Below are 20,273 nucleotides of genomic sequence, written 5' to 3'. Positions count from 1 at the left end.
TCAGCTTCCGCAATCTTCACCAATCCTGTATACTTCTCAATTAGATAAAAATATAGCAATTATGGAGCTGAAATGAAAACAAGGTTGTGTTTAATACTCTGCGGATTGCTGGTTCTCACCGGACTTAATGCAAAGGGTAAACAGGAAGCAGAGAATCAGGATAAGAAAGTGAGAATCGGATTTATGCCCGATCCCGGTGCCCTTCCCCTCATAGTGATGGACGATGTGGAAGCCATTCCCTTTATGAGCGCCAAAGAGCGCGATATCGCTCTGGCAGCGGGAGAACTGGACGGGATTTCCGGCGATATGATCGGTCTTTTCCATTTTGAGAAAAGCGGATCGCCTCTGAAGATTCTCACTCTCACGGAGTGCCGTTTTTTTATTACCGCCCACCCCGATCACGCAAACGACGGGGTTTATCAGGTGGGAATTTCGGAAAACACTGTTATCGAATATATGGTGGATACCCTTCTTAATGGTGAAAAAGTGGAAAAAATCGCCGTTCCCCAGGTTCCGGTTCGTCTGGAAATGCTGAGAACCGGAAAGCTGCCCATGGCCTGTCTCTCCGACGGCCTCGCATGGCCCCTCCTGGCTGATGGATTCGTCAATCTGAAAGATCAGGCCGATACGGACCTGACCCCGACGATCCTGGCCTTCTCCGAAAAGTTTCTCAATGAAAATCCCGGAAGAGCCGAAGCTCTTAAGGCATCGTGGAATGACGCTGTGAGAAAAATTAATGCCGATCCGGAGAAGTTCCATCCCCAGCTGCTCGATGCGATCCGTCTCCCCGATGCGAAAGACTTTCCCATGCCCGACTTCAAGGAGATTACTCTACCTACTGAAGAGTACTTCAATTCCGTAAAAGACTGGTACGAAACAAAATATGATCTTAAACTGGATGTATCCAGAGACGGGATGGTTATACACTGATGGCATATAAAAATCTGCGGGACTTCATAAAAGAACTTGAAAAGAGAGAGGATCTCAAGCGGATTTCCCATCCCGTGGATTCCCGTCTAGAGATCACCGAGATAACAGACAGGGTTTCCAAAGCTTACGGCCCGGCTCTGCTCTTCGAGAATGTCAAAGGATCCGATTATCCCGTACTGATAAACGCTTTCGGAAGTTACGAACGGATGGCTCTGGCTCTGGGATGTAATTCCATTGATGAAAAAGCGCAGGAGCTGGAAGAGCTTCTGGATTGGGCTTTCTCCCAGATGGTGAAGATAGACTTCGCCAGCTTCCTACCCAAAGCGAAGTGGGCACGGCTTTTCTTTCCCCATAAAGTATTAAAAGCTCCCTGTCAGGAAGTCATCGAACACGAACCGGATCTGAGCAAACTGCCGGTCCTGACCTGCTGGCCGGGAGACGGCGGACCTTTTTTCACCCTTCCCCTTGTGATAACAAAAGATCCGGAGACAGGTTCCCAGAATATGGGTATGTACCGTCTTCAGGTCTTTGATAAAAATACGACGGGCATGCACTGGCACCTTCATAAGGACGGCGCCCACTACTATCAGAAATACAAAGCAAGGGGCGAGAGAATGCCCGTCGCCGTGGCGCTGGGAGATGATCCCGCTGTCACCTATGCGGCGACAGCACCTCTGCCCGAAGGTGTGTCGGAGCTGTTTTTCGCCGGATATCTGAGAGGCAAACCCGTGGAAACGGTCAAATGCGTCACATGCGACCTCGAAGTACCCGCCCAGGCGGAGTTCATTCTGGAGGGTTATGTCGATCCTTCCGAACCGTTGCGAAGAGAAGGCCCCTTCGGGGACCATACGGGTTACTACTCTCTGGCGGACGATTATCCCGTATTTCATGTGACATGTATTACCCACAGAAAAAACCCGATCTACCCGGCGACAATAGTAGGGCAGCCGCCCATGGAAGACTGCTATATGGCGAAGGCGACGGAACGTCTCTTTCTGCCGCTGCTGAAAAGAATGATCCCCGAGATCGTGGATATGAACCTTCCCCTTGAGGGAGTTTTCCATAACTGCGCCATCATCTCCATTGAAAAGCGCTATCCCGGCCAGGTCCACAAGGTCCTGAACGCCATCTGGGGTCTGGGGCAGATGATGTACACCAAGATGATTATCGTCGTCGACCACGATGTGGATGTTCAGAATCTGAGCGTCGTCATGTGGAAAGTTTTCAACAATATCGATGCGGGCCGTGACCTTATCCTTTCCCAGGGACCTCTCGACGCTCTGGATCACGCATCTCCCCTGCCCCGTTTCGGGACGCGCATCGGCATTGACGCCACAAAAAAAGGCGCCATGGACAACCACCACAGGGAGTGGCCCGAAGATATTAAAATGAGCGAAGATGTGAAAGAGCGGATCGATGCGATCTGGGGGGAACTGGGTCTTGGAACTGATTAAAAAAGCCGCCGGCAAGATCGGCCTGATCGGATCGGCTGTGATGATAGAGCACACTATCTTTTCCCTTCCCCTGGCTGTTATGGCTTTTCTTCTGGAAAGCTCGGGAAAGCCCGAGCCGATGAAGGTTCTGTGGATACTGCTGGCCGTATTCGGCGCCCGGAACGGGGCGAATGCCTTGAACCGGATTATCGACCTCCATATAGACGAAGCAAACCCCCGGACGGCCGGTAGAGATCTGCCCTCGGGGAGGCTGAAGCCCTTCGAGCTGGGTCTTTTCACGGCATTCTGCCTGGGGCTCTTTCTCTTTTCCGCCTGGAAGCTCAATCCCCTCTGCCTGGTTCTGGTTCCTGTAGCTCTGGTTCTCATATTCGGCTACTCTTTTACCAAGCGCTTTACCTTTCTCTGCCACTACTGGTTGGGTATCACCACTTCCGCGGCGGTTATGGGAAGCTTTCTCGCTTTGCGGGGAGCTTTTGAACTGCGGTTCTTTCCTCTTACCGCCGGTGCGGCTCTCTGGGTGGCTGGCTTCGATATCATTTACGCCGTTCAGGATATAGATCACGACCGGAATGAGGGGATACATTCGGTTCCGGCCTTTTTCGGAAAGAAATGGGGTCTCGATATATCAGCCCTGACTCATTTCGGGGCGCTGGTTTTCTGGGGAGCGAATTACTTTTTCTTCCCCCTGCGGATCTGGTACGGCATCGGACTGGTTGCGGCGGCCGGGCTTCTCGCAGCCCAGCAGCTGATTGCCAGGAAGGGAAGCATCAAGCGGATTCCCCTGGCTTCCTATCATCTGAATCAGCTGCTCTCTCCCCTCTTTCTTCTATTTGCGCTTCTGGATATCTATCTTCCCGGAGGTCTCTATGGAAATTGACAGGAATCCCGTCGTCGTCGGCATAACCGGAGCGACAGGTGCCGTTTACGGCATAGAAACGATTCGCGCTCTTATTTCTATGAACATTCCGGTTTCGGCGGTTCTGACCGAACAGGCCCGGAAGGTTCTCTCTTTTGAAACGGAAAAATCCTGGGAGCAATGGACGGAAGAGCTGGACGGGATGGGAGATCTGCTGATAACCTATCCCCGGAATGAACTACACCACCCCATCGCCAGCGGCTCCTTCCGCACGGGAGGCATGGTGGTGGCGCCCTGTTCCATGGGAACCCTCGGCCGGATCGCCGGAGGCCTCTCTTCGAACCTTCTGGAACGGGCCGCCGATGTGACTCTGAAAGAAAGGCGACCCCTCATTCTGCTGACTCGCGAAACACCTTTGAACCGGATTCATCTGAAGAATATGCTCGCGGTCACAGATGCGGGCGGTATCATTTTTCCTCCCGTACCGGCTTTCTACCAGAAACCCGCCTCGATTGATGAAATGGTTCGTGGGACCGTATCCCGCCTGCTCGATCTGCTTGGGATTCCCCAGGAGACGGCAAAGCGCTGGGACGGAGCGATGGACTGAAACCGATGGTCACTCTTAAAGACGTCACTCTGGATTACGGGCCGGAAAAGCAAATTTTCAACTCATTCGATTACACCTTTGATAAAGGAAAAATCCACGGAATCATCGGGAAATCGGGCTGCGGAAAAACCAGTCTGCTCTACCTGACAGCGGGACTCATTGCCCCTCAAAGGGGAAATATTCTCATCGGGGGAACAGAGGCCTCTCCGGGAAGACGGGATATCTCCATGATTCTCCAGGACTTCGGCCTGTTTCCCTGGAAAAGCTGCCGGGAAAACCTGGCGCTGGGTTTAAAACTGAGAAAAACCGATAGGCATGAAATCAGGGTGAAAATAGATAAGATCCTCACGGAACTGGACTTGAAAGACCGCGGAGATTCCTATCCGGCCAATCTCTCGGGAGGAGAGCGCCAGAGACTGGCCATCGGACGGGCCCTCATACTGGAACCGGATCTCCTTCTTCTCGATGAACCGTTCTCATCCCTCGATGCCATGACCCGCGAACTGCTCCAAGAGCGTCTCTTAACTCTCAAAGAAAAAAGCGGCCGATCCATGACTGTCATTCATGTGACCCACAGCATCGAGGAAGCGGTATTCCTGTCCGATACCATCCATATTCTCAACAGCAAAGGGGAGATGCACAGAGTGGAGAACAATCCATCGGGGAACCGATACCGCACGAGTCCCGATTTTTTCGAACACTGTGTCACGGTCCGCCGGGAGCTGGAAAGGAGAAGCTGATGAAGGGAAAACGCTTAATATCCCTGCTGGTGCTGCTCCTTCTGTGGGAGCTTGGCAGCAGGCTGTCGGATATGTCTTTTTTTCCGTCGCCTCTCGTGGTTCTGGGACAACTGTCCCGGCCGGAAATTCTGACCGGTCTCCTCTCTCACCTGGGATATTCGCTTCTGAGGGTCTTTGCCGCGCTTATTTTCTCATTTATTCCCGCGCTCATCCTTGGTATAGCCTCCGGAACCAGCAAAACCTTCGACAGACTGATCAGCCCTGTTATGTATTTTCTGTTCCCGATTCCCAAAATTGCGCTTCTTCCTCTGGTTATTCTCTTTCTGGGACTGGGCAACGGTTCAAAAATCTTTATGGTGGGGCTTATCGTTTTCTTTCAGTTCTACCTGAACATCACCGACGGAGTCAAAGAGATCGACCGGCATTATTTCGATTCATACCGAAGCCTTGGCGGAAAGTTTTCCGACAGCCTGTTTCACCTCATTATTCCGGCGGTTCTGCCCCGGATTTTCTCTACGGTCCGACTGACACTCGGTACGGGAATCGCCGTTCTTTTCCTCACCGAGACCTACGCGTCGCGAACGGGAATCGGCTGGTATATCATGGATGCCTGGTCGCGTCTGGCCTACGGCGAGATGTACGGGGGTATATTCGTTCTCGGAGCGGCGGGTTTTTTCCTGATGGAACTGGTCAACCTCGGCCAGAGACTACTCTGCCCATGGACGGAGAGCAAAACCTGAACCGAAGCCGATCAGGAGTTTAAAAAATTGCGGGCGATGGTTCCGTAGACGGACGCGGCGCTCAACAGCTCATCAATCACAATGCTCTCATCGGGTTTATGAGCCAGCGCTATGTCCCCCGGCCCGAGTATGACGGTGGGGATTTTCATGCGGGCCGCGCTGATAAGGGCGTTGCAGCCGAAGGGCGAGGCGTATTCATGCACAGCTTTTCCGCATTTTTTTAAGGATCTGCCGACAAGAGCCGTAAACGAATGGTCGATTTCACTGCCGATCCATCCCGGAAGAAAATCCTTCATGGTCAAAAGGGGTCCCCGGTAGGAAGGAAGATTATAAGAGGCGATTTTGATTTCGGTCCTGTCGGTTCCTTCGAGAGCCGATTTCCATCTCTCCAGGTATTCCTCTTCCCTTTCCCCGCTCAAGAGTCGGCATTCCCATAACACCCGGCATTTATCGGGAATAGAGCCGTTTCCCGGTGAGGGCTCCGATGTTATCTCCACAAGTTCAATCACTTCCTCTCCCAGGAGCGGATGAGAACGGCGCGGCATCCGGCGTATCCTCTCAACGGCCTCCATCATGCGGTAAACCGCATTGTCACCCAGGTCGGGGCGGCTGCTGTGGGCCACGGTTCCGCTGCAGATCATCTCAACGCTTGACCGGCCTTTTTCTGCCGTTCCCGGTTTAAGACCTGTCGGTTCGCCGATGACAACAGCATCGGCACGATAGCGTTGCAGGATTTTCTCCAGTGCCGAACCGATAAGCAGCTCCTCCGCCACAGAAGCCGAAACGATAATCCTCCCGGAAAAATCCGTTTTTTCCAGATAAGTGGGAGCGCAGATCATGGCGGCCAGAGCCCCTTTCATGTCGGCTGTACCTCTCCCCCAGATCCGACCTTCCGAGATTTCCGCGCCATAGGGTTCATGGGTCCAGTCTTCTCTATCCCTCACGGGAACAACATCCATATGCCCGTCGAAAAGAAGAGCCGGTCCCTCTTTCTGTCCTTTCAAAATACCGATAACCGAACCGTATTCATCGACCGTAACTTCGTCGTATCCCAGTTCCTCCATCTTCCGGTAGACGCATCGGGCAGTAGCGGCTTCATGCCCCGAATCACCCGCCAGGCGGACCAGTTCGACTGTAAAAGAGATTATTTCGTTTTTCTGTTCATCCGTAAGTTTCAAACAGGGCTCCGGGAGAACAATTGAGCATACAGGCACGGCATTCCGGGATTCATGCTGTACTGATTTCTTCTGATTCCCGGAATCGTTCTTATTTTTCCTATATGATCCCCGAAAGACCACTCGCCTTTCAAAGCAGTCACCCTGCTGTCCATGCGCTCCTCCATTGAAGCCGTATTATATGAACAGTTTACCCAATAAGTGTGAAAATCGTAATACTTCAGAAGAAAAAGGAGAACAAAGCTCTGTTTTCAACAGCTGCTGCAGGAAAAACACCGGGAAGGAGAACAGGATGCCGATTTCGCTTCTTCACAGATAGACCCGTCATACATGAGCATTTTCCACCAGAGGAGAATCTCTTCCAGCATGATGGCCTGTTCCTCATCGGGAGATTCGACCTTCAGGTGATTTATCGATTCTTCAAATTCATAGAGTTTAAAGTTAAATCCCGAGTCCTTAATGGAAGTCATCATTTCAGCTGAAGTGCTGTAGGCATAGAGAGATTTTCTCAAATCCATATCAACCGCAATTTCTCTGATGTAGTTTTCCGCGTCTTTTATTGGCATAGTAAGCTCCTTGCTTTAGTCAATGCAGAAAGCATGCCAGGGGGTTATATGCCCTTTCAGGACCTTTTGAGCTTTTAGAAGTTACATTAATGGATAATCCCCTCAAAAGGATTACCTGAATGTCATGCTATATTACGGATAGTTTCCATCATTTTTTTGATAAAAAGATGACGAAAGATTATATTTAAATTCGGAAATCAGGAGGAAAAATGAGATATCCAATAGCATTGTTGTTCTTTCTTTTTCCTCTGATATTTTTATACTCAGAAACCTTTTCGATAGGAGTGGAAGAAGTTTCCTATCTTCCCTTTTACGGAATAGATTCGTCGGGAGATTTCGTCGGGATTGTACCGGATATCCTGAAGGCATTCGGAAAGAAATCCGGTATAGACTTCGAGTTTAAACCCTATCCCATTCTCCGCCTTTCCGACAATTACCAGGCCGGTCTATTGGATTTCCGTTATCCCGATAATCCGGACTGGAATTCTCCTGACTGCGAGCTTATCTACAGCGCCCCTGTCATGGTCGTTCTGGACGGTATTATCGTCAGAAATGAAAATGCCGGCCGCTCAATCATCAGTTATAAAAGAATCGGCACGATCCGCGGCTATACTGCCCCCTCGCTCGAAGTGTATCTTAAATACGGGGATCTCAGACTCATCGAAGTCGACACATATGAATCTCTGGTTGCAATGATCGTCAGCGGCAGACTGGAAGCGGCCTATCTTTCTCTTGCTCCGGCCTTCTACACAGCAGAGGAGAAAGGTTTCAAAAACCTGATAACCTTTGACAGAAATCTTCCTTTTGACGAGGCAGACCACTGTCTCTCCACTTTCGAACATGAAGATGTCATTGATCGTCTCGATAGCTTTCTCAAAGAGGAAAGGGGGCTCATCGAAGAAATTTACCGTTCATGGAATGTCGATCCACCGGAAAATCCAGACATCAACTCATAAACAGCTTTGTCAGTCTTCTGGTCGTAAATGTCAGTCCGATGGCGATCATCACAGCATAATAGGCCAGATGCCCCAGAACAGCCATGCCGGGAGGACCGATGGTCAGATGGCGGATCAGCTCTACGCCGTGCCAGAGAGGCAGAGCCTTGACCAGCAACTGAATGGCCGGAGGATAGACCGTTATGGGATAGAGTGTCGCCGAAAAGAGAAACATGGGCAGCATGATAAAATTCAGCCAGTCCATCTCCTGAAAGTTTTTCAGATAGCTCGTTACGGCCATCCCGCAGGCGGAAAAACCGAAGGCGATAACCAGAGCGGCCGGAACAGCCAGGAAGCCCCAGGGAGAGAGAACCAGTCCCATGGCGTACATGACGATAAGAAATCCCGTTGAATAAACCAGCCCCCGCAGAAGGGCGTAGACAATTTCCCCCAGAGCCACATCCATCGGCCCGAGGCTCGTGGCCAGCATCCCTTCGTAGAGCCGCGCGAACCGCATCTTGAAATAAATGTTCCATGTGGAATCGTAAAATGCCCCGTTCATGGCCGAAGTGGCCAGGAGGGCCGGTGCGATAAAAGCCGCATAGGCGATGGGCTGACCGGCCGGTCCCGTCACTCCGTCGATCAGTTTCCCTACGCCGAGACCGAAAGCGAGAAGATAGAAGAGGGGTTCGAAAAACCCCGACAGAACGACATACCAGGCCGATGTCTTAAGCGCATAAAGAGAGCGCAGAACGACCGTGTGAGCCCGGCCTGAAAAGATATGGGAAAGAGGTCCCCTGTAGCGGGGGGGAATATCCCGTTTTATTTCACTCATTCCTCCAGCCTCCTTGCGAACTGCCTTGAAGCCAGAAACCATCCGATTCCGGCCAGACCGATAAGATAGACTGCGTGAACGACGACCAGCCATGATTCAACCGGATGATCAAATCCCGCCCACCGGCCGAAATCCGTTGCGTGCCAGAGAGGAGAAATCCAGCCTATCCAACGGATCCAAATAGGCATCTGCTCAAGGGGATAGAATGTCCCCGAAAAGAGAAACATCGGCGCGATAACCATTCTGTTGATAAGGGCGAACCACCCGTCGTCATCTTTAAGACTGGCGGCCAGCGCGGCCATGACCGAACCGATTCCCAATCCGCTGAGAACAGCCGCCGGGAGTACGAGAATAGCCCTCGGGGAGGGAAGAGTCCCGAACAGGCGGAGCATGATCCAGAAAACCAGGACCGTAAAAACGGACCGTATCATCGCCGCAATCAGCACACCCGATGCGATCTGATCGGGCCGGAGTGGCGCCGCATGCATGGCATAGAATTCCCGGGTCCATTTGAATCCGCCCATAACGGGATAGCTTGTTTCTTCAAAAACGGCGTTTATCGATGCCGAGGCCAGAAGAGCCGGTCCTACGAATGTGAGATAGGAGACTCCGAAGAGAGCCCCTCCGGACCCCTTGTCCACATAACTTCCGATTCCGACCCCCAGAGCGAAAAGGTACATAAGGGGATTGAAAATGCTCGTCGCCACAATCGTGGAGACGAAAGCCTTCATGGTGAGAAGCCGGTGCTCTGCCGCATACCAGGCGCCGAACATCCCGGCTTTTGAACTGCGGCGTTCTCCGAAATGGGCCGCCGCGCCGGAAAGGGCCTTTTTCTCTATGGCTGATGAACTCATTCCACAAGGCTCCTTCCGGTCAGCCGGAGGAACACATCCTCCAGGCTGGACCGCCTGACAAGACTGGTCAGCGGTTTGAATTCTCTGGACGCGACGGCTTCGAGAACAGCCTCTCCGTTTTCCGCATAAATGAGAATCCTGTCGGGGAGTATTTCCATCCGGTCACCCAGATCCGCCAGTTTCTCCGCGGCGGCGGCGTTCCTGTCCGATCCGAAGCGCAGTTCCGTCACTTCTCGGCTCGAATAACGCTGAATCAGATCGGCAGGAGATCCTTCGGCCATGATCTTTCCCTTGTCGATAACGATAAGCCGGTCGCAGAGCTGTTCCGCTTCATCCATGTAATGGGTCGTTATAACCTGAGTCACCCCTTCTTCCTTCAAGCGGAAGAGACGGTCCCAGAGGATATGGCGCGCCTGGGGATCGAGCCCCGTCGTAGGCTCGTCCAGAAGCAGGATGTCCGGCTCGTTGATCAGAGCACGGGCGATTGTGAGCCTGCGCTTCATACCGCCGGAAAGGGTATCAACTTTGGCATCGGCTTTTTCCGTCAGCTGGGCGAACTCCAGGAGATCGCGGCTCTTTTCCCTGAGAAACTTCCCCGGAAGGCCGAAATAACGGCCGTAGACGTACAGATTGTCTTTCACCTTGATTTCCGTATCCAGATTGTCTGTCTGGGGAACAACACCCAGATGGGCCCGGATATCGGGTCCGTCGCGATCGGGATCCTGTCCCAGAATGGCCAGCTCTCCCCCGCTCCGTTTCGACACGGCGGCGATCATCCTCATGGTCGTGGACTTCCCGGCCCCGTTAGGACCGAGCAGACCGAAAGATTCTCCTTTCTTCACAGAGAAATTGATCCCGTCCACTGCGGTAAAATCACCGTATTTCTTCGTCAGAGATTCAGCCCTGATCATAATTTCGTCGTTGTTACTCATAGATGTGGAATTCTACTTCTAACGGAAGAATTTGGCAACACTGCGGTTGTAAACCTATAATGACTTTATGATCGATATGAAAATGCCCGCACCGGCACACAGAGCTCTCGAGTCTCTGAAAATAGAAGACTTCAGCGATTTTACAAATTTCACCATTGATGAAATAGCCTCCCTCCACGGCCTCGGGCCATCGGTTATGAAGAAAATTGAGGAGAAACTGCTGGAAATGGGGACTTATTTCAAGGTGGAGCCCTCCCCGGAAGTCGATGCCTATATGGAAACGTTCACGGGAGAGCGCCGGGCCAAACTGAAACAGCTGAGAGAGATAATCAGAAAATCGGCACCCCTGGCCACGGAAAAAATGACCTACGGGATGCCGACTTATCATCAGGGAGAGAACCTCGTTCATTTTGCCGGAAATAAAAACCACATCGGCTTCTACCCCACCCCCGCCGGAATCGAAGAATTCTCCCCGGAATTGAAGGCCTATAAAGCATCCAAGGGAGCGGTTCAATTACCCTGGGACGAAGAGCTGCCTCTCGACCTGCTAGAACGGATCGTTCTCTACAGAGTCGCCGCCACACGCTGAATATCCTTCCTCCCATCTCCCCAATTCTCTTTTTGTTGACAGCTACAGTTTAACGATTTAACATTTAATAAAATAATAATTTATCGAAGTGAAGTCCTTCAAAGGAGGAGCAATGAAGACGATTCGAATGCGTCTTGCTACTTTTCTCATTTTGACGGTTATCTGGCTTCTGGTTATGTATCCTTTTTCATCAGCCGATCTGGCATTGGGAGCGGGCATCGCCCTGTTTCTCTCCCTTTTGCCTCTTCCGGGTTTGCGGATATATGAAGAGATAAGCCTGGCCCCGCGCAAAATCATTTACGCTCTTATTTTTTTACTGGTTTTTGTAAAAGCGGTAATCCTCTCAAACCTGGATGTGGCGTTCAGGGTTCTCAAGCCCTCTCTCCCCATCAACCCCGGTATCGTCAGAGTCAAAACGAAACTGAAAAGCCGCCTCGGCAGGCTGTTTCTGGCCAACGCCATAACCCTGACTCCCGGAACCATAACCGTTGAGGCCGAAGGGGAGGACTTCTACATTCACTGGATCGACGTCGCCTCTCATGATGTCGATGAAAGCACATCGAAAATCGTCTCGGGCTTCGAGAAATATCTGGAGGTGATCTTTGGTTAATCAGCTTTTTCTCACAGCCGGAATCATCGTCCTCATAGCCGGGGTTCTCTCTTTTTACAGACTGCTCGCCGGCCCCGATGCGACGGACCGCGTCGTCGCCCTGGACGCCATGACCATCATCTCCCTTTCGGGGATTGCCATGTTCGCCTGCTGCTTCGGCAGGGTCATCTACCTCGATGTGGCTCTGGTTTACGGAATCCTGAGTTTTCTCGGGGTCATAGCCCTGGCCCGCTATCTGGAAAAGGAGCTTTGATATGATATTGGGATATATCGGCGGAATACTCGCCATAATCGGATCGCTCTTTCTTCTCCTGGCCGCTATCGGACTTATCAGAATGCCCGACACCTACAACAGGATGCAGGCCGGAACGAAAGCCACCACGCTGGGAAGCGCCCTTATCTTCGCGGGGATCGCCTTGCATCAGCCCGGATGGGAACTGAAAATGGCGGCTCTGATCATTTTCGTGTTTCTCACAAACCCCCTCTCCTCCCACGCGCTGGCGCGGGCGGCCCATTTCATCGGGATGAACCCTTTCGTCAAGGGAAAGAGCCAATCGTCCCGCGATGATCTGAAGGCAAGGAGGGATGAAGAATGATCTACATCGTAGCCGTTTTGGGTATCGTCATCGCCGTTTCGGCGGTTTTCGCTCTCTACACGGGGAAAATACTTTCAGCCATTATCGCCAGCGGAGCGGTCAGCCTCGTGGCCTCGCTCATCTATATACTGGCGGGAGCGCCTGATGTCGCCATGACAGAAGCGTCCATAGGTTCGGCTCTGACGACAGTCGTTTTCCTGATCGCCTGGAGGCGGATAAGCCGCATTACCGCTTCCTCGACTGATAAGGAGGATAAAAATGCTTAAAAGAATCCTTCTTATCGTTTCCATGGTTCTTCTGGCGCTTATATTGCTTCCCCTCCTGGAAGGCCTGGGAGAACAGACTCATGTTTCCTCTCTGGCGGAATACTATCTCTCCTCCGGCGCCGATGACCTGAACTCGCCCAATCTGGTCACTTCGGTCGTCGTGACCTACCGGGGCCTGGATACGCTGGGAGAAGTGACGGTTCTCTTCGCAGCCGCGGCGGGAATCATGCTGGCCTTCAAAGGGCTGAAGATGGATGAAAAAGAGAGGGAAAAGACCCAGGGCCCCAGCGAACTGCTCGCAAGCGGCGCTTCCCTGCTTTTCCCCATACTCTTCATATTCGGGATCTATATTTTCACTCATGGGCACCTGAGTCCGGGCGGAGGATTTCAGGGAGGCGTCGTTATCGCTTCGGCCGCCCTCCTTCTTCTTCTCAGCGGCGTCATTCCGGGTGTTTCCCACCTCATGACCTCGCTCCTCGAAGCTCTTGCCGGAGCGTCCTATGTGGCGATCGGTCTTCTGGGCCTTTATCTGGCAGCGGGATTTCTCGATCCCCGGTTCCTTCCCAGGGGCGAATGGAGCGGGATATTTTCCGCCGGCGCCATACCGGTCATCTATTCCCTCGTGGGAATAAAAGTCGGCTCGGAGCTCAGCGCCGTACTGAATGCCATGATCTCCAAAGGAGGTGAAAAGTGACGCAATTACTCTACATTCTGGCTTTCGTCGTCATGGCGATCGGCCTGTGGGGAATCCTCTCGCGGAGACATCTGATCCGCATGATCATAGGATTTTCCATCCTGGACACGGGAATACACATCCTTCTGGTGGCGATCGGCTACCGCAAGGGCGGAACGGCTCCGATCCTCGATGAAGCTCTTTCGAAGGGAGAGGCTTTAATGAATGCGGTCGACCCCGTCCCTTCGGCTCTGGTTCTGACGGCCATCGTTATCGGCCTGGCCGTTACAGCGCTGATGCTCAGTTTCGCTGTGCGGATGGTTCAGAATAATCCGACCATGAATGCCGATGAGCACAAGGAGTTGAAATGGTGACACCTATTGTTATAATTGCAGCGGCTCTGGCTATGGCCTTCCTTCTCCCCGTGCTGGAAAAGGCGGGAAAGGGTCTGATAAAAACACTGAGCCTTCTCGTTCTGGCGGGCTTTTTCGCAGCCAGTCTCTCCTGGATCGCCCAGATCCTCCAGACAGGAGCCATTATCAGTCAGACAGCCGGGTTCAAAGCGCCCGTATCCATCAACCTGTCGGTTTCCATGATGGAGGCGACGGGTCTGGCCGTGATTTATCTTGTCGCTTTACTCAGCGGAGCCTTTCAGATCTTCGTAAAGAAAGCGGTCTGGCAGGGGAAAGAATTGTCCCTCTACTTCGCTCTCATTCTGGGTTTGAGCGGGCTGGTGATGACAAGAGACCTCTTCAACCTCTTCGTTTTTATGGAAATAACATCCATTTCCCTCTACGGGCTTCTCGTGTCCGGCCGCGATGAACGGCGATTCGAGGGGGGATTCAAGTACATGATCGCCGGAGGGCTCTCCTCGGCGTTCTACCTTATAGGCGTGGCCTTCCTCTACAGAGAAACGGGACAGCTCAATCTCGATGTCATTGTGGCACAGGGCGGACAGGCAAACCTCTACCTGCCGCTCCTGCTCCTGACGATCGGGATTCTCATAGAACTGAAACCCTTTCCCGCTAACGGCTGGGCTCTCGATGTGTACGAATCAGCCGATCCGGGAACGGGAGCCGTCATAAGCGCCATGAACACGACAGCGCTCATTCTGGTTTTTATGAAATTAAAGCCTCTGCTTCAGGCTTTCGGCGGCGGAATTGTCTATGCAGCCCTTATAATCGCCGGCCTGACCTTTTTCCTTGCCAATCTGGCGGGCATCCGGCAGTCCAGCGGCCGCAGAATGCTCGGCTATTCATCGCTTGCCCAGACCGGTCTCATTCTTTTCGTTCTGCTGAGCCCATCGGCAGGCTTTTCGGAAGAAAGGGGATTATCGATTATCGCATCGATGCTCCGCCTGGATACAATTGAAGTGATTGCGCTGGCTCTGCTGATCAATCACGCTCTGGCAAAAAGCGCTCTTTTCTGGCTGACGGAATTCCTCAAAAAAGACGCACTTCACAAATCATCGAAAGAAGGGGACTACCGCGGCAACAGGGGCTGGCTCATTCCGGCAGGAATGGCCGTTCTCGCCCTGACGGCTCTGCCCCCCTTCCCGGGATTCTGGGCGAAATGGGCTGTCATAACCTCTTTCGGCGCCGCCGGAAACATCGGCGGAATCGCCGTCATTCTGATCGGTTCTCTCCTGGAAGTGTATTACCTCTTCCGCTGGTTTATCAGAACCCAGGCTCACGGTGAGGATGCCGGAGACGTTATCGCTCCTCAGGTTCCGGAAGATTTTGCACCGGAAGCGGCTCCCGCACCGGCCAGCCTGACCATAAAACCGGCCTGGCAGATTCTTGCTCCGGTTCTCAGCATCATCATTCTGACATCGCTCGGACTGGTCTGGGCTTTCTTCAGCCTGTCAGACGGTCAGGAACGGCTTCTCCTGCCCCTCGCGGCACTGGCCCTCTATGCCCTTTTTGATCTTATAGCTCTGCCTTTCGCCGTGAAAAATATTCTGGCCATGGCGGGTCTCGGCGGATACGCTTATCTCATCTACGGCGATCTGAACAACATGACGCTTATATTCGGCGCTGTTTTCATTGCCGGTTCACTGGTCCAGCTCTTCCTGCTCTTCAATAAAAGAGATAAGAGACCGGGGCTTCTCCCCTTTCTGGTGATGATGATCCTCTCGCTGGGGAACCTCCTGGTTTTCAAGAGCTCCCTCGGATTCTTCTTTTCCTGGGAAATGATGACTGTCTCCTCCTTCTTTCTGGTTATCCGGGGACGACAGGCCTCAAGGGCTTCTCTCCGTTACATCATGTTTTCCCTCGCCGGAGCTTTTATGATCATGTACGCGCTGGCCGACGGATTCAGAGGTCCGCTTACAGGACTGATTTTCGCTATAGGCCTTCTGATCAAAATGGGCGCGATCGGGTTTCATATCTGGCTTCCCGGCGCTTATGCGGAAGCGGAGGATGAAGTTTCGACCTTTCTCAGTTCGGTTCTCAGCAAAGCGGGACTTTTCGTTCTCTTTATTACGGCGGGAATCTACGGACAGACATTCTTTCCCGGCGCGGGCAATGCCTTTCTCGCCTCGATCGACATCAACGCCATTCTGGGATGGATCGGCGTCGTTACCGCCCTCGCCGGAGCTATGATGGCTCTCTTCCAGGAGGATATCAAATACACTCTGGCCTATTCTTCCATGGGGCAGATCGGCTATATGATACTGGCCTTCAGCATCCAGTCCCATCTGGGCTGGGTGACAGCTCTCTATCTGGCGGTGACCCATCTCCTGTTCAAAGGGCTCCTCTTCATGGCCATAGCCGGCGTTATCATGAGGACGGGAACCCGGCTCATGTATCAGATGGGAGGATTGATAAAGAAGATGCCCATCAGCTTTATCTCCGTGCTTCTGGCGATTATCGCCCTTTCCGGCGTGCCGCCGCTGACGGGATTCGGCGGCAAGTGGCTGCTTTACTCTTCGCTTATGGAGAAGGGCTGGTATCTCCACGCGGGACTGGCCATGTTCTCATCGGGCGTCGCCTTCCTCTATCTGTTCCGGCTGATCCACACGATTTTCCTGGGGCAGCCTAAAACCGGCATGTTTGAGAACATCAAGGAAGCGCCGATCTGGGGCCTAATCCCCCAGGCGATTTTCATGATGGCCATTATGGGATTCTCCATGTTCCCCTCTCTGCTGATCAAACCGCTCCAGGCCGCTGTCGAAATGGTTTATCCCGCAGCGGCGGAAGGCGTGGCATGGCAGGGCTCCACGGTTCTGTCGTCCCTGGGCTACTGGAACGGCTCGGCAGTCATGTACGTCACCATGGGAGTTTTTCTGATTCCCCTGGCCTGGCTGATGATCGTGAACAGCAGAATCCAGAAAGTGAAACAGTTCAACATCGTTTTCGCCGCCGAACGGCCCTACAAACCGGAAACGACACATTATGCCTATAACTTCTTCTCCCACTATCAGAAGGCTCTCGGCTTCCTGGTCGAAGTGCGGGCCGAGAGGTTCTGGACCATGATAAGGAAGTCGACAGACGCATTCGGCGGACTGGTGCGCAGGATTTATTCGGGCAACGCCCAGACCTACGCCTTTCACATAATCATCTTCGTCATACTATTCCATCTTCTGGCAGGAGGGACATTCTGATGTTAACATCAATTTTAACCAAAGCCCTGTACACCCTCATATCCTTCTTCGTGATACTCAATTATTCCCTTCTTCTTCTGGGAACGATGGCAAGGGTAAGGGCCAAGGTACAGGGACGTATAGGCCAGCCGGTCTGGCAGCCCTATATCGATATAATAAAAAACAACGCCCGGAGAAGCGGAGTCACCCACGGGATCATGTTCTACCTCGGCCCGGTCTTCCGGCTGGCCGGCGGTCTGGGAACCTATTTCTTCATCCCCGTCATCTTCGGATCGAAAATTTTCGCCAACTTCAGCTTTTCCGGCGATGTGCTGCTCGTCATGTATTTTATATTCTTCGGACAGCTGGGAATGGCACTGGGAGCCGGAGAAAGCGGACACCCCTACAGCCCCATCGGGGTCGCCAGGGGTCTGGCCCAGATGACGGCTTTCGAACTTCCCTTCTCGCTGGCGGTTATCGCCGTCGCCGCCCAGTACGGCAGCTTCTCCATTACGGAGATCGTCGCGGCCCAGCAGGGAGGATGGCAGAACTGGGTGGCCTTTACCAACCCCTTCGCCATGGCCGCCGGCATGCTGGCCTTCCTGGGAATGTCCATGAACAATCCCTTCTCGATCGTCATCGCGCCGCAGGAAATTCCCATCGGGCCGCCGACGGAAATGCATTCCTCATTCCTGGGGATGCTGCAGACAAACCGGGCCATCTTCAACGGCGCGAAAATGGTTCTCTTTATGAACCTCTTTTTCGGCGGAGCGGCCCATCCCAATATATTCATCGCCCTGGGAATCATGATCATGAAGACCTTCCTCATCTACCTCTACGTGGTCTTTGTCGGTGTGTCATTCCCCCGGTTCCGGACCGAACAGTCCATCCGGTTCTTTCTGGGAGTCCCCACTCTGCTGGGACTGATAGCTGTGATCCAGCAGATGATTTAAGGAGTTTGATGTGAGTGACAATATGAATGATATGGACCAGATGCAGCTCTTCAACGACCAGGGCAGGCTCCTCAACGCCGGTCTTCCCGACGAGGAAAAAGCCCTGTTCTGCGACGCCGCGCCTCAGGTCGACGCCCCCTACCGGGGCATCTGGGAGAAATTTCTCAACTGGGCCCGATCCGAATCCCTCTGGATTCTCGGCTTCGGTACGGGCTGCGGAGCCATCGAGCTCCGCCCTCTTATGACCAGCCGCTACGACATGTATCAGTATGGCGTTCAGCCCAGGCCGACGCCGCGCCAGGCCGGCCTCTTCATCATCGGAGGTTACGCCTCGGTCAAAACCATGAAGAGAATCGTCCGCTCCTACGAGCAGATGCAGGGCCCCAAGTTCGTTCTGGGACTGGGAAGCTGCACAGTCAACGGCGGCATGTACTGGGACAGCTACAACACGATAAACAGACTGGACCACTATATACCGGTGGATGTCTACATCGCCGGATGCATGCCCAGACCCGAAGCTCTCCTCGCCGGAATCAACGAGCTGAAAAAGCTCATTAAAGACGGCAAAGGTGAGAACGCCAACAAGTATGCGGAAAATTTCGAATGGTACAAAGGGAACCAGAAGAAAATCATCAAAGACTGGAATATGCCGGACTACAACTGGTAGGGAGAAAACATGACTGAATTTAATGAATTATCCAGACAATTCCAGGTCTCAGATCTGGTGGAACAGAGAGCGGATCTCCACTTTATAACAGCCTCGAAAGAGCATGCTGTCGCAGTGGTCAGCGCCCTGAAGGAGCGATACGGCTACACCCATCTGGTGTTTTTTACAGTCGTCGATCACCTGGAGAAGAACGAATTTCATTTGACTTATATGCTCCACAATTACGAGAAGCATCACGATATGGGAGTGGTTGTGAAGATCGCCCGGGAGAATGTTCAGATGGAGTCGATCCATCACCTCTGGCCGGCGGCGGCCACTTATCAGCAGGAGATGCGGGAGATGTACGGCGTAGAGTTCCCCGGAAGCCCCGGGCTCTATGAGAACTTCGCCCTCGAGGGCTGGGAGGACATCCCCCCCATGCGGCGCGATTTCGACACGAAAGAATACTCGGACAAAACCTATTACCCGCGGCCCGGAAGAGAGTCGCACGATCCGAGGGAGTATATGAAAGAAAATCTTTATCCCAGCGAGGCGGAAACATGGTAAAAGAAAAAGAAAACAGCAAGTTTCCTCCCCTAGTGGACGGAAAAAGCCGGTACGACCTTTCATCGGGCAAGTACCTCAGGGTTTGGCAGGGTCCCCAGCACCCGGGAATTACCGGAAACATGTCGCTGGAGCTGACGATCTGCGGAGACGAGATCATAGACTGCAAAACCCATGTGGGCTATCTCCACAGAGGATTTGAAAAGCTGATGGAGCGGAGAAAATACATCCAGTGTTTTCCCGTAGTCTGCCGTATCTGCGTGCCCGAACCGGATTTCAACGAATACCTTTTCGCGGCGTGCACCGAAGAGCTGGCGGGAATACAAATCCCCGAACAGGCCGAATGGATCCGGACTCTCAACCTGGAAATGGCCAGGCTGACCAGTTTCCTCATGTGGATCGGCGGCCAGGCGGGTTCCTTCGGCATGGGAACCATCGGCCAGTGGACCGTCACCCTCCGCGACTATATGCTCGACCTCTTCGAGGAGCTGACCGGCGGAAGAATCTACCACATGTACATGCTTCCCGGAGGCGTCCGGGCCGATTTCCCCCCCGGATGGATCAATAAGCTTCTTGATACGCTCAAAACCGTTGAGAAGACCCTCGACGATGTGGAACTGGCCATGATGCACAACGCCGTCTTTAAAATGAGGGCCAAAGGTCTGGGAATCATTACGCCCGACATGGTGGATAAATACGGCATAACCGGCCCCAATGCCAGAGCGGCGGGAGTCAAAAGGGATATCAGGAAGGATTCGCCCTATCTCGTCTATGACAAACTGGACTTCGATGTCGTTACGGGAACAAAATCCGATGCCTACGGTCGATGCGAAGTGCGGATCAGGGAGATGTACCAGTCCATAGACCTGATCAGGCAGATCGTGGAGAAGATGCCGAAGGAAGGGCCTTTCTTCACCAAACTGCCCAACGTTCTCCACTGGCGAATCCCCGCCGGACACACTTACAAACGGGCCGAATGCACCAGAGGGGAATACGGATTCTACGTTCAGTCCGACGGATCGGACAAGCCGAGGCGGACCTATGTGAGAGGCCCCTCCTACACCCATGCCGTGGCTCTTATGGAGCATCTGGCCATCAGGACCAATATCGCCGATACGGCCGGTTTAATGGTCAGTCTGCACACCTATCCGCCGGAAATAGAGAGGTAA

General features: G+C 53.0%; 25 protein-coding genes. 19 read left to right on the top strand and 6 right to left on the bottom strand.

Going from position 1 to position 20,273, the window contains the following annotated elements:
* The first annotated feature begins 72 nt into the window (after positions 1 to 72).
* Genes HNR50_RS09785 through HNR50_RS09760 form a run of 6 tightly spaced genes read left to right on the top strand, consistent with a single transcriptional unit; the run spans position 73 to position 5,327 of the window.
* Positions 73 to 930: an ABC transporter substrate-binding protein gene (locus tag HNR50_RS09785; RefSeq protein ID WP_184746445.1), complete on the top strand. Its 858-nt coding sequence runs from the start codon at positions 73 to 75 to the stop codon at positions 928 to 930.
* Positions 930 to 2,384 (top strand): menaquinone biosynthesis decarboxylase, encoded by a 1,455-nt coding sequence (locus tag HNR50_RS09780; protein WP_184746443.1) that lies wholly within the window; start codon positions 930 to 932, stop codon positions 2,382 to 2,384. The genes HNR50_RS09785 and HNR50_RS09780 overlap by 1 nt, the downstream gene beginning before the upstream one ends.
* Positions 2,371 to 3,261, top strand: a complete 891-nt coding sequence (locus tag HNR50_RS09775; protein WP_184746441.1) for a UbiA-like polyprenyltransferase — start codon at positions 2,371 to 2,373, stop codon at positions 3,259 to 3,261. Before HNR50_RS09780 ends, HNR50_RS09775 begins: the two co-directional genes overlap by 14 nt.
* Positions 3,251 to 3,847: a UbiX family flavin prenyltransferase gene (locus HNR50_RS09770; RefSeq protein ID WP_184746439.1), complete on the top strand. Its 597-nt coding sequence runs from the start codon at positions 3,251 to 3,253 to the stop codon at positions 3,845 to 3,847. Before HNR50_RS09775 ends, HNR50_RS09770 begins: the two co-directional genes overlap by 11 nt.
* A gap of 5 nt (positions 3,848 to 3,852) precedes the next feature.
* On the top strand, positions 3,853 to 4,587 hold the full coding sequence (locus HNR50_RS09765; protein ID WP_184746437.1) for an ABC transporter ATP-binding protein: 735 nt from the start codon (positions 3,853 to 3,855) through the stop codon (positions 4,585 to 4,587).
* Positions 4,587 to 5,327 (top strand): ABC transporter permease, encoded by a 741-nt coding sequence (locus HNR50_RS09760; protein ID WP_184746435.1) that lies wholly within the window; start codon positions 4,587 to 4,589, stop codon positions 5,325 to 5,327. Before HNR50_RS09765 ends, HNR50_RS09760 begins: the two co-directional genes overlap by 1 nt.
* Positions 5,328 to 5,338: 11 nt before the next feature.
* Here HNR50_RS09760 and HNR50_RS09755 read toward each other — a convergent pair whose 3' ends face one another.
* From HNR50_RS09755 to HNR50_RS09745, 3 genes are all read right to left on the bottom strand, one after another.
* Positions 5,339 to 6,505, bottom strand: a complete 1,167-nt coding sequence (locus HNR50_RS09755; protein WP_184746433.1) for a M20/M25/M40 family metallo-hydrolase — start codon at positions 6,503 to 6,505, stop codon at positions 5,339 to 5,341.
* Positions 6,502 to 6,657, bottom strand: a complete 156-nt coding sequence (locus HNR50_RS09750; protein WP_184746431.1) for a hypothetical protein — start codon at positions 6,655 to 6,657, stop codon at positions 6,502 to 6,504. The genes HNR50_RS09755 and HNR50_RS09750 overlap by 4 nt, the downstream gene beginning before the upstream one ends.
* A gap of 96 nt (positions 6,658 to 6,753) precedes the next feature.
* A complete protein-coding gene (locus HNR50_RS09745) occupies positions 6,754 to 7,068 on the bottom strand; it encodes a hypothetical protein (RefSeq protein WP_184746429.1) in 315 nt (104 codons plus the stop codon).
* 209 nt (positions 7,069 to 7,277) lie between these two features.
* On the opposite strand from HNR50_RS09745, the gene HNR50_RS09740 reads away from it, so the two are divergent.
* Entirely contained in the window at positions 7,278 to 8,024 is a 747-nt protein-coding gene (locus HNR50_RS09740) for a type 2 periplasmic-binding domain-containing protein (protein ID WP_184746427.1), read from the top strand.
* Here the strand turns inward: HNR50_RS09740 and HNR50_RS09735 are convergent.
* The 3 genes from HNR50_RS09735 to HNR50_RS09725 are packed head-to-tail and all read right to left on the bottom strand — an operon-like array spanning position 8,014 to position 10,624.
* Positions 8,014 to 8,838: an ABC transporter permease gene (locus HNR50_RS09735; RefSeq protein ID WP_184746425.1), complete on the bottom strand. Its 825-nt coding sequence runs from the start codon at positions 8,836 to 8,838 to the stop codon at positions 8,014 to 8,016. The two genes, HNR50_RS09740 and HNR50_RS09735, sit on opposite strands and share 11 nt — an antisense overlap.
* On the bottom strand, positions 8,835 to 9,692 hold the full coding sequence (locus HNR50_RS09730) for an ABC transporter permease (protein WP_184746423.1): 858 nt from the start codon (positions 9,690 to 9,692) through the stop codon (positions 8,835 to 8,837). The genes HNR50_RS09735 and HNR50_RS09730 overlap by 4 nt, the downstream gene beginning before the upstream one ends.
* Positions 9,689 to 10,624 carry an ABC transporter ATP-binding protein gene (locus HNR50_RS09725; protein WP_184746421.1) on the bottom strand — a complete coding sequence of 312 codons (936 nt, stop codon included), beginning with the start codon at positions 10,622 to 10,624 and terminating at the stop codon, positions 9,689 to 9,691. Before HNR50_RS09725 ends, HNR50_RS09730 begins: the two co-directional genes overlap by 4 nt.
* A gap of 67 nt (positions 10,625 to 10,691) precedes the next feature.
* On the opposite strand from HNR50_RS09725, the gene HNR50_RS09720 reads away from it, so the two are divergent.
* From HNR50_RS09720 to HNR50_RS09665, 12 genes are all read left to right on the top strand, one after another.
* Positions 10,692 to 11,213 carry a DUF1801 domain-containing protein gene (locus HNR50_RS09720; RefSeq protein WP_221439852.1) on the top strand — a complete coding sequence of 174 codons (522 nt, stop codon included), beginning with the start codon at positions 10,692 to 10,694 and terminating at the stop codon, positions 11,211 to 11,213.
* 112 nt (positions 11,214 to 11,325) lie between these two features.
* Positions 11,326 to 11,823: a Na+/H+ antiporter subunit E gene (locus HNR50_RS09715; RefSeq protein WP_184746419.1), complete on the top strand. Its 498-nt coding sequence runs from the start codon at positions 11,326 to 11,328 to the stop codon at positions 11,821 to 11,823.
* Positions 11,816 to 12,076 (top strand): MrpF/PhaF family protein, encoded by a 261-nt coding sequence (locus HNR50_RS09710; protein WP_184746417.1) that lies wholly within the window; start codon positions 11,816 to 11,818, stop codon positions 12,074 to 12,076. Before HNR50_RS09715 ends, HNR50_RS09710 begins: the two co-directional genes overlap by 8 nt.
* 1 nt (position 12,077) lies before the next feature.
* Positions 12,078 to 12,419, top strand: a complete 342-nt coding sequence (gene mnhG, locus HNR50_RS09705) for a monovalent cation/H(+) antiporter subunit G (protein ID WP_184746415.1) — start codon at positions 12,078 to 12,080, stop codon at positions 12,417 to 12,419.
* Positions 12,416 to 12,685 (top strand): Na(+)/H(+) antiporter subunit B, encoded by a 270-nt coding sequence (locus HNR50_RS09700; protein ID WP_184746413.1) that lies wholly within the window; start codon positions 12,416 to 12,418, stop codon positions 12,683 to 12,685. Before mnhG ends, HNR50_RS09700 begins: the two co-directional genes overlap by 4 nt.
* A complete protein-coding gene (gene mbhE, locus HNR50_RS09695; protein ID WP_184746411.1) occupies positions 12,678 to 13,379 on the top strand; it encodes a hydrogen gas-evolving membrane-bound hydrogenase subunit E in 702 nt (233 codons plus the stop codon). Before HNR50_RS09700 ends, mbhE begins: the two co-directional genes overlap by 8 nt.
* A complete protein-coding gene (locus HNR50_RS09690; protein WP_221439851.1) occupies positions 13,376 to 13,732 on the top strand; it encodes a sodium:proton antiporter in 357 nt (118 codons plus the stop codon). Before mbhE ends, HNR50_RS09690 begins: the two co-directional genes overlap by 4 nt.
* Positions 13,726 to 16,962, top strand: coding sequence for a proton-conducting transporter transmembrane domain-containing protein (locus tag HNR50_RS09685; RefSeq protein WP_184746409.1), 3,237 nt, complete (start codon positions 13,726 to 13,728; stop codon positions 16,960 to 16,962). The genes HNR50_RS09690 and HNR50_RS09685 overlap by 7 nt, the downstream gene beginning before the upstream one ends.
* On the top strand, positions 16,962 to 17,894 hold the full coding sequence (locus HNR50_RS09680) for a respiratory chain complex I subunit 1 family protein (RefSeq protein ID WP_184746407.1): 933 nt from the start codon (positions 16,962 to 16,964) through the stop codon (positions 17,892 to 17,894). The genes HNR50_RS09685 and HNR50_RS09680 overlap by 1 nt, the downstream gene beginning before the upstream one ends.
* 10 nt (positions 17,895 to 17,904) lie before the next feature.
* A complete protein-coding gene (nuoB, locus tag HNR50_RS09675) occupies positions 17,905 to 18,561 on the top strand; it encodes an NADH-quinone oxidoreductase subunit NuoB (RefSeq protein ID WP_221439850.1) in 657 nt (218 codons plus the stop codon).
* 9 nt (positions 18,562 to 18,570) lie between these two features.
* Positions 18,571 to 19,107 carry an NADH-quinone oxidoreductase subunit C gene (locus HNR50_RS09670; RefSeq protein ID WP_184746405.1) on the top strand — a complete coding sequence of 179 codons (537 nt, stop codon included), beginning with the start codon at positions 18,571 to 18,573 and terminating at the stop codon, positions 19,105 to 19,107.
* Entirely contained in the window at positions 19,101 to 20,273 is a 1,173-nt protein-coding gene (locus HNR50_RS09665) for an NADH-quinone oxidoreductase subunit D (protein ID WP_184746403.1), read from the top strand. Before HNR50_RS09670 ends, HNR50_RS09665 begins: the two co-directional genes overlap by 7 nt.

The organism is Spirochaeta isovalerica (genome assembly GCF_014207565.1).
In the GTDB taxonomy this organism is placed as follows: domain Bacteria; phylum Spirochaetota; class Spirochaetia; order DSM-2461; family DSM-2461; genus Spirochaeta_F; species Spirochaeta_F isovalerica.
This window is presented reverse-complemented; position numbering and strand designations above follow the sequence as displayed.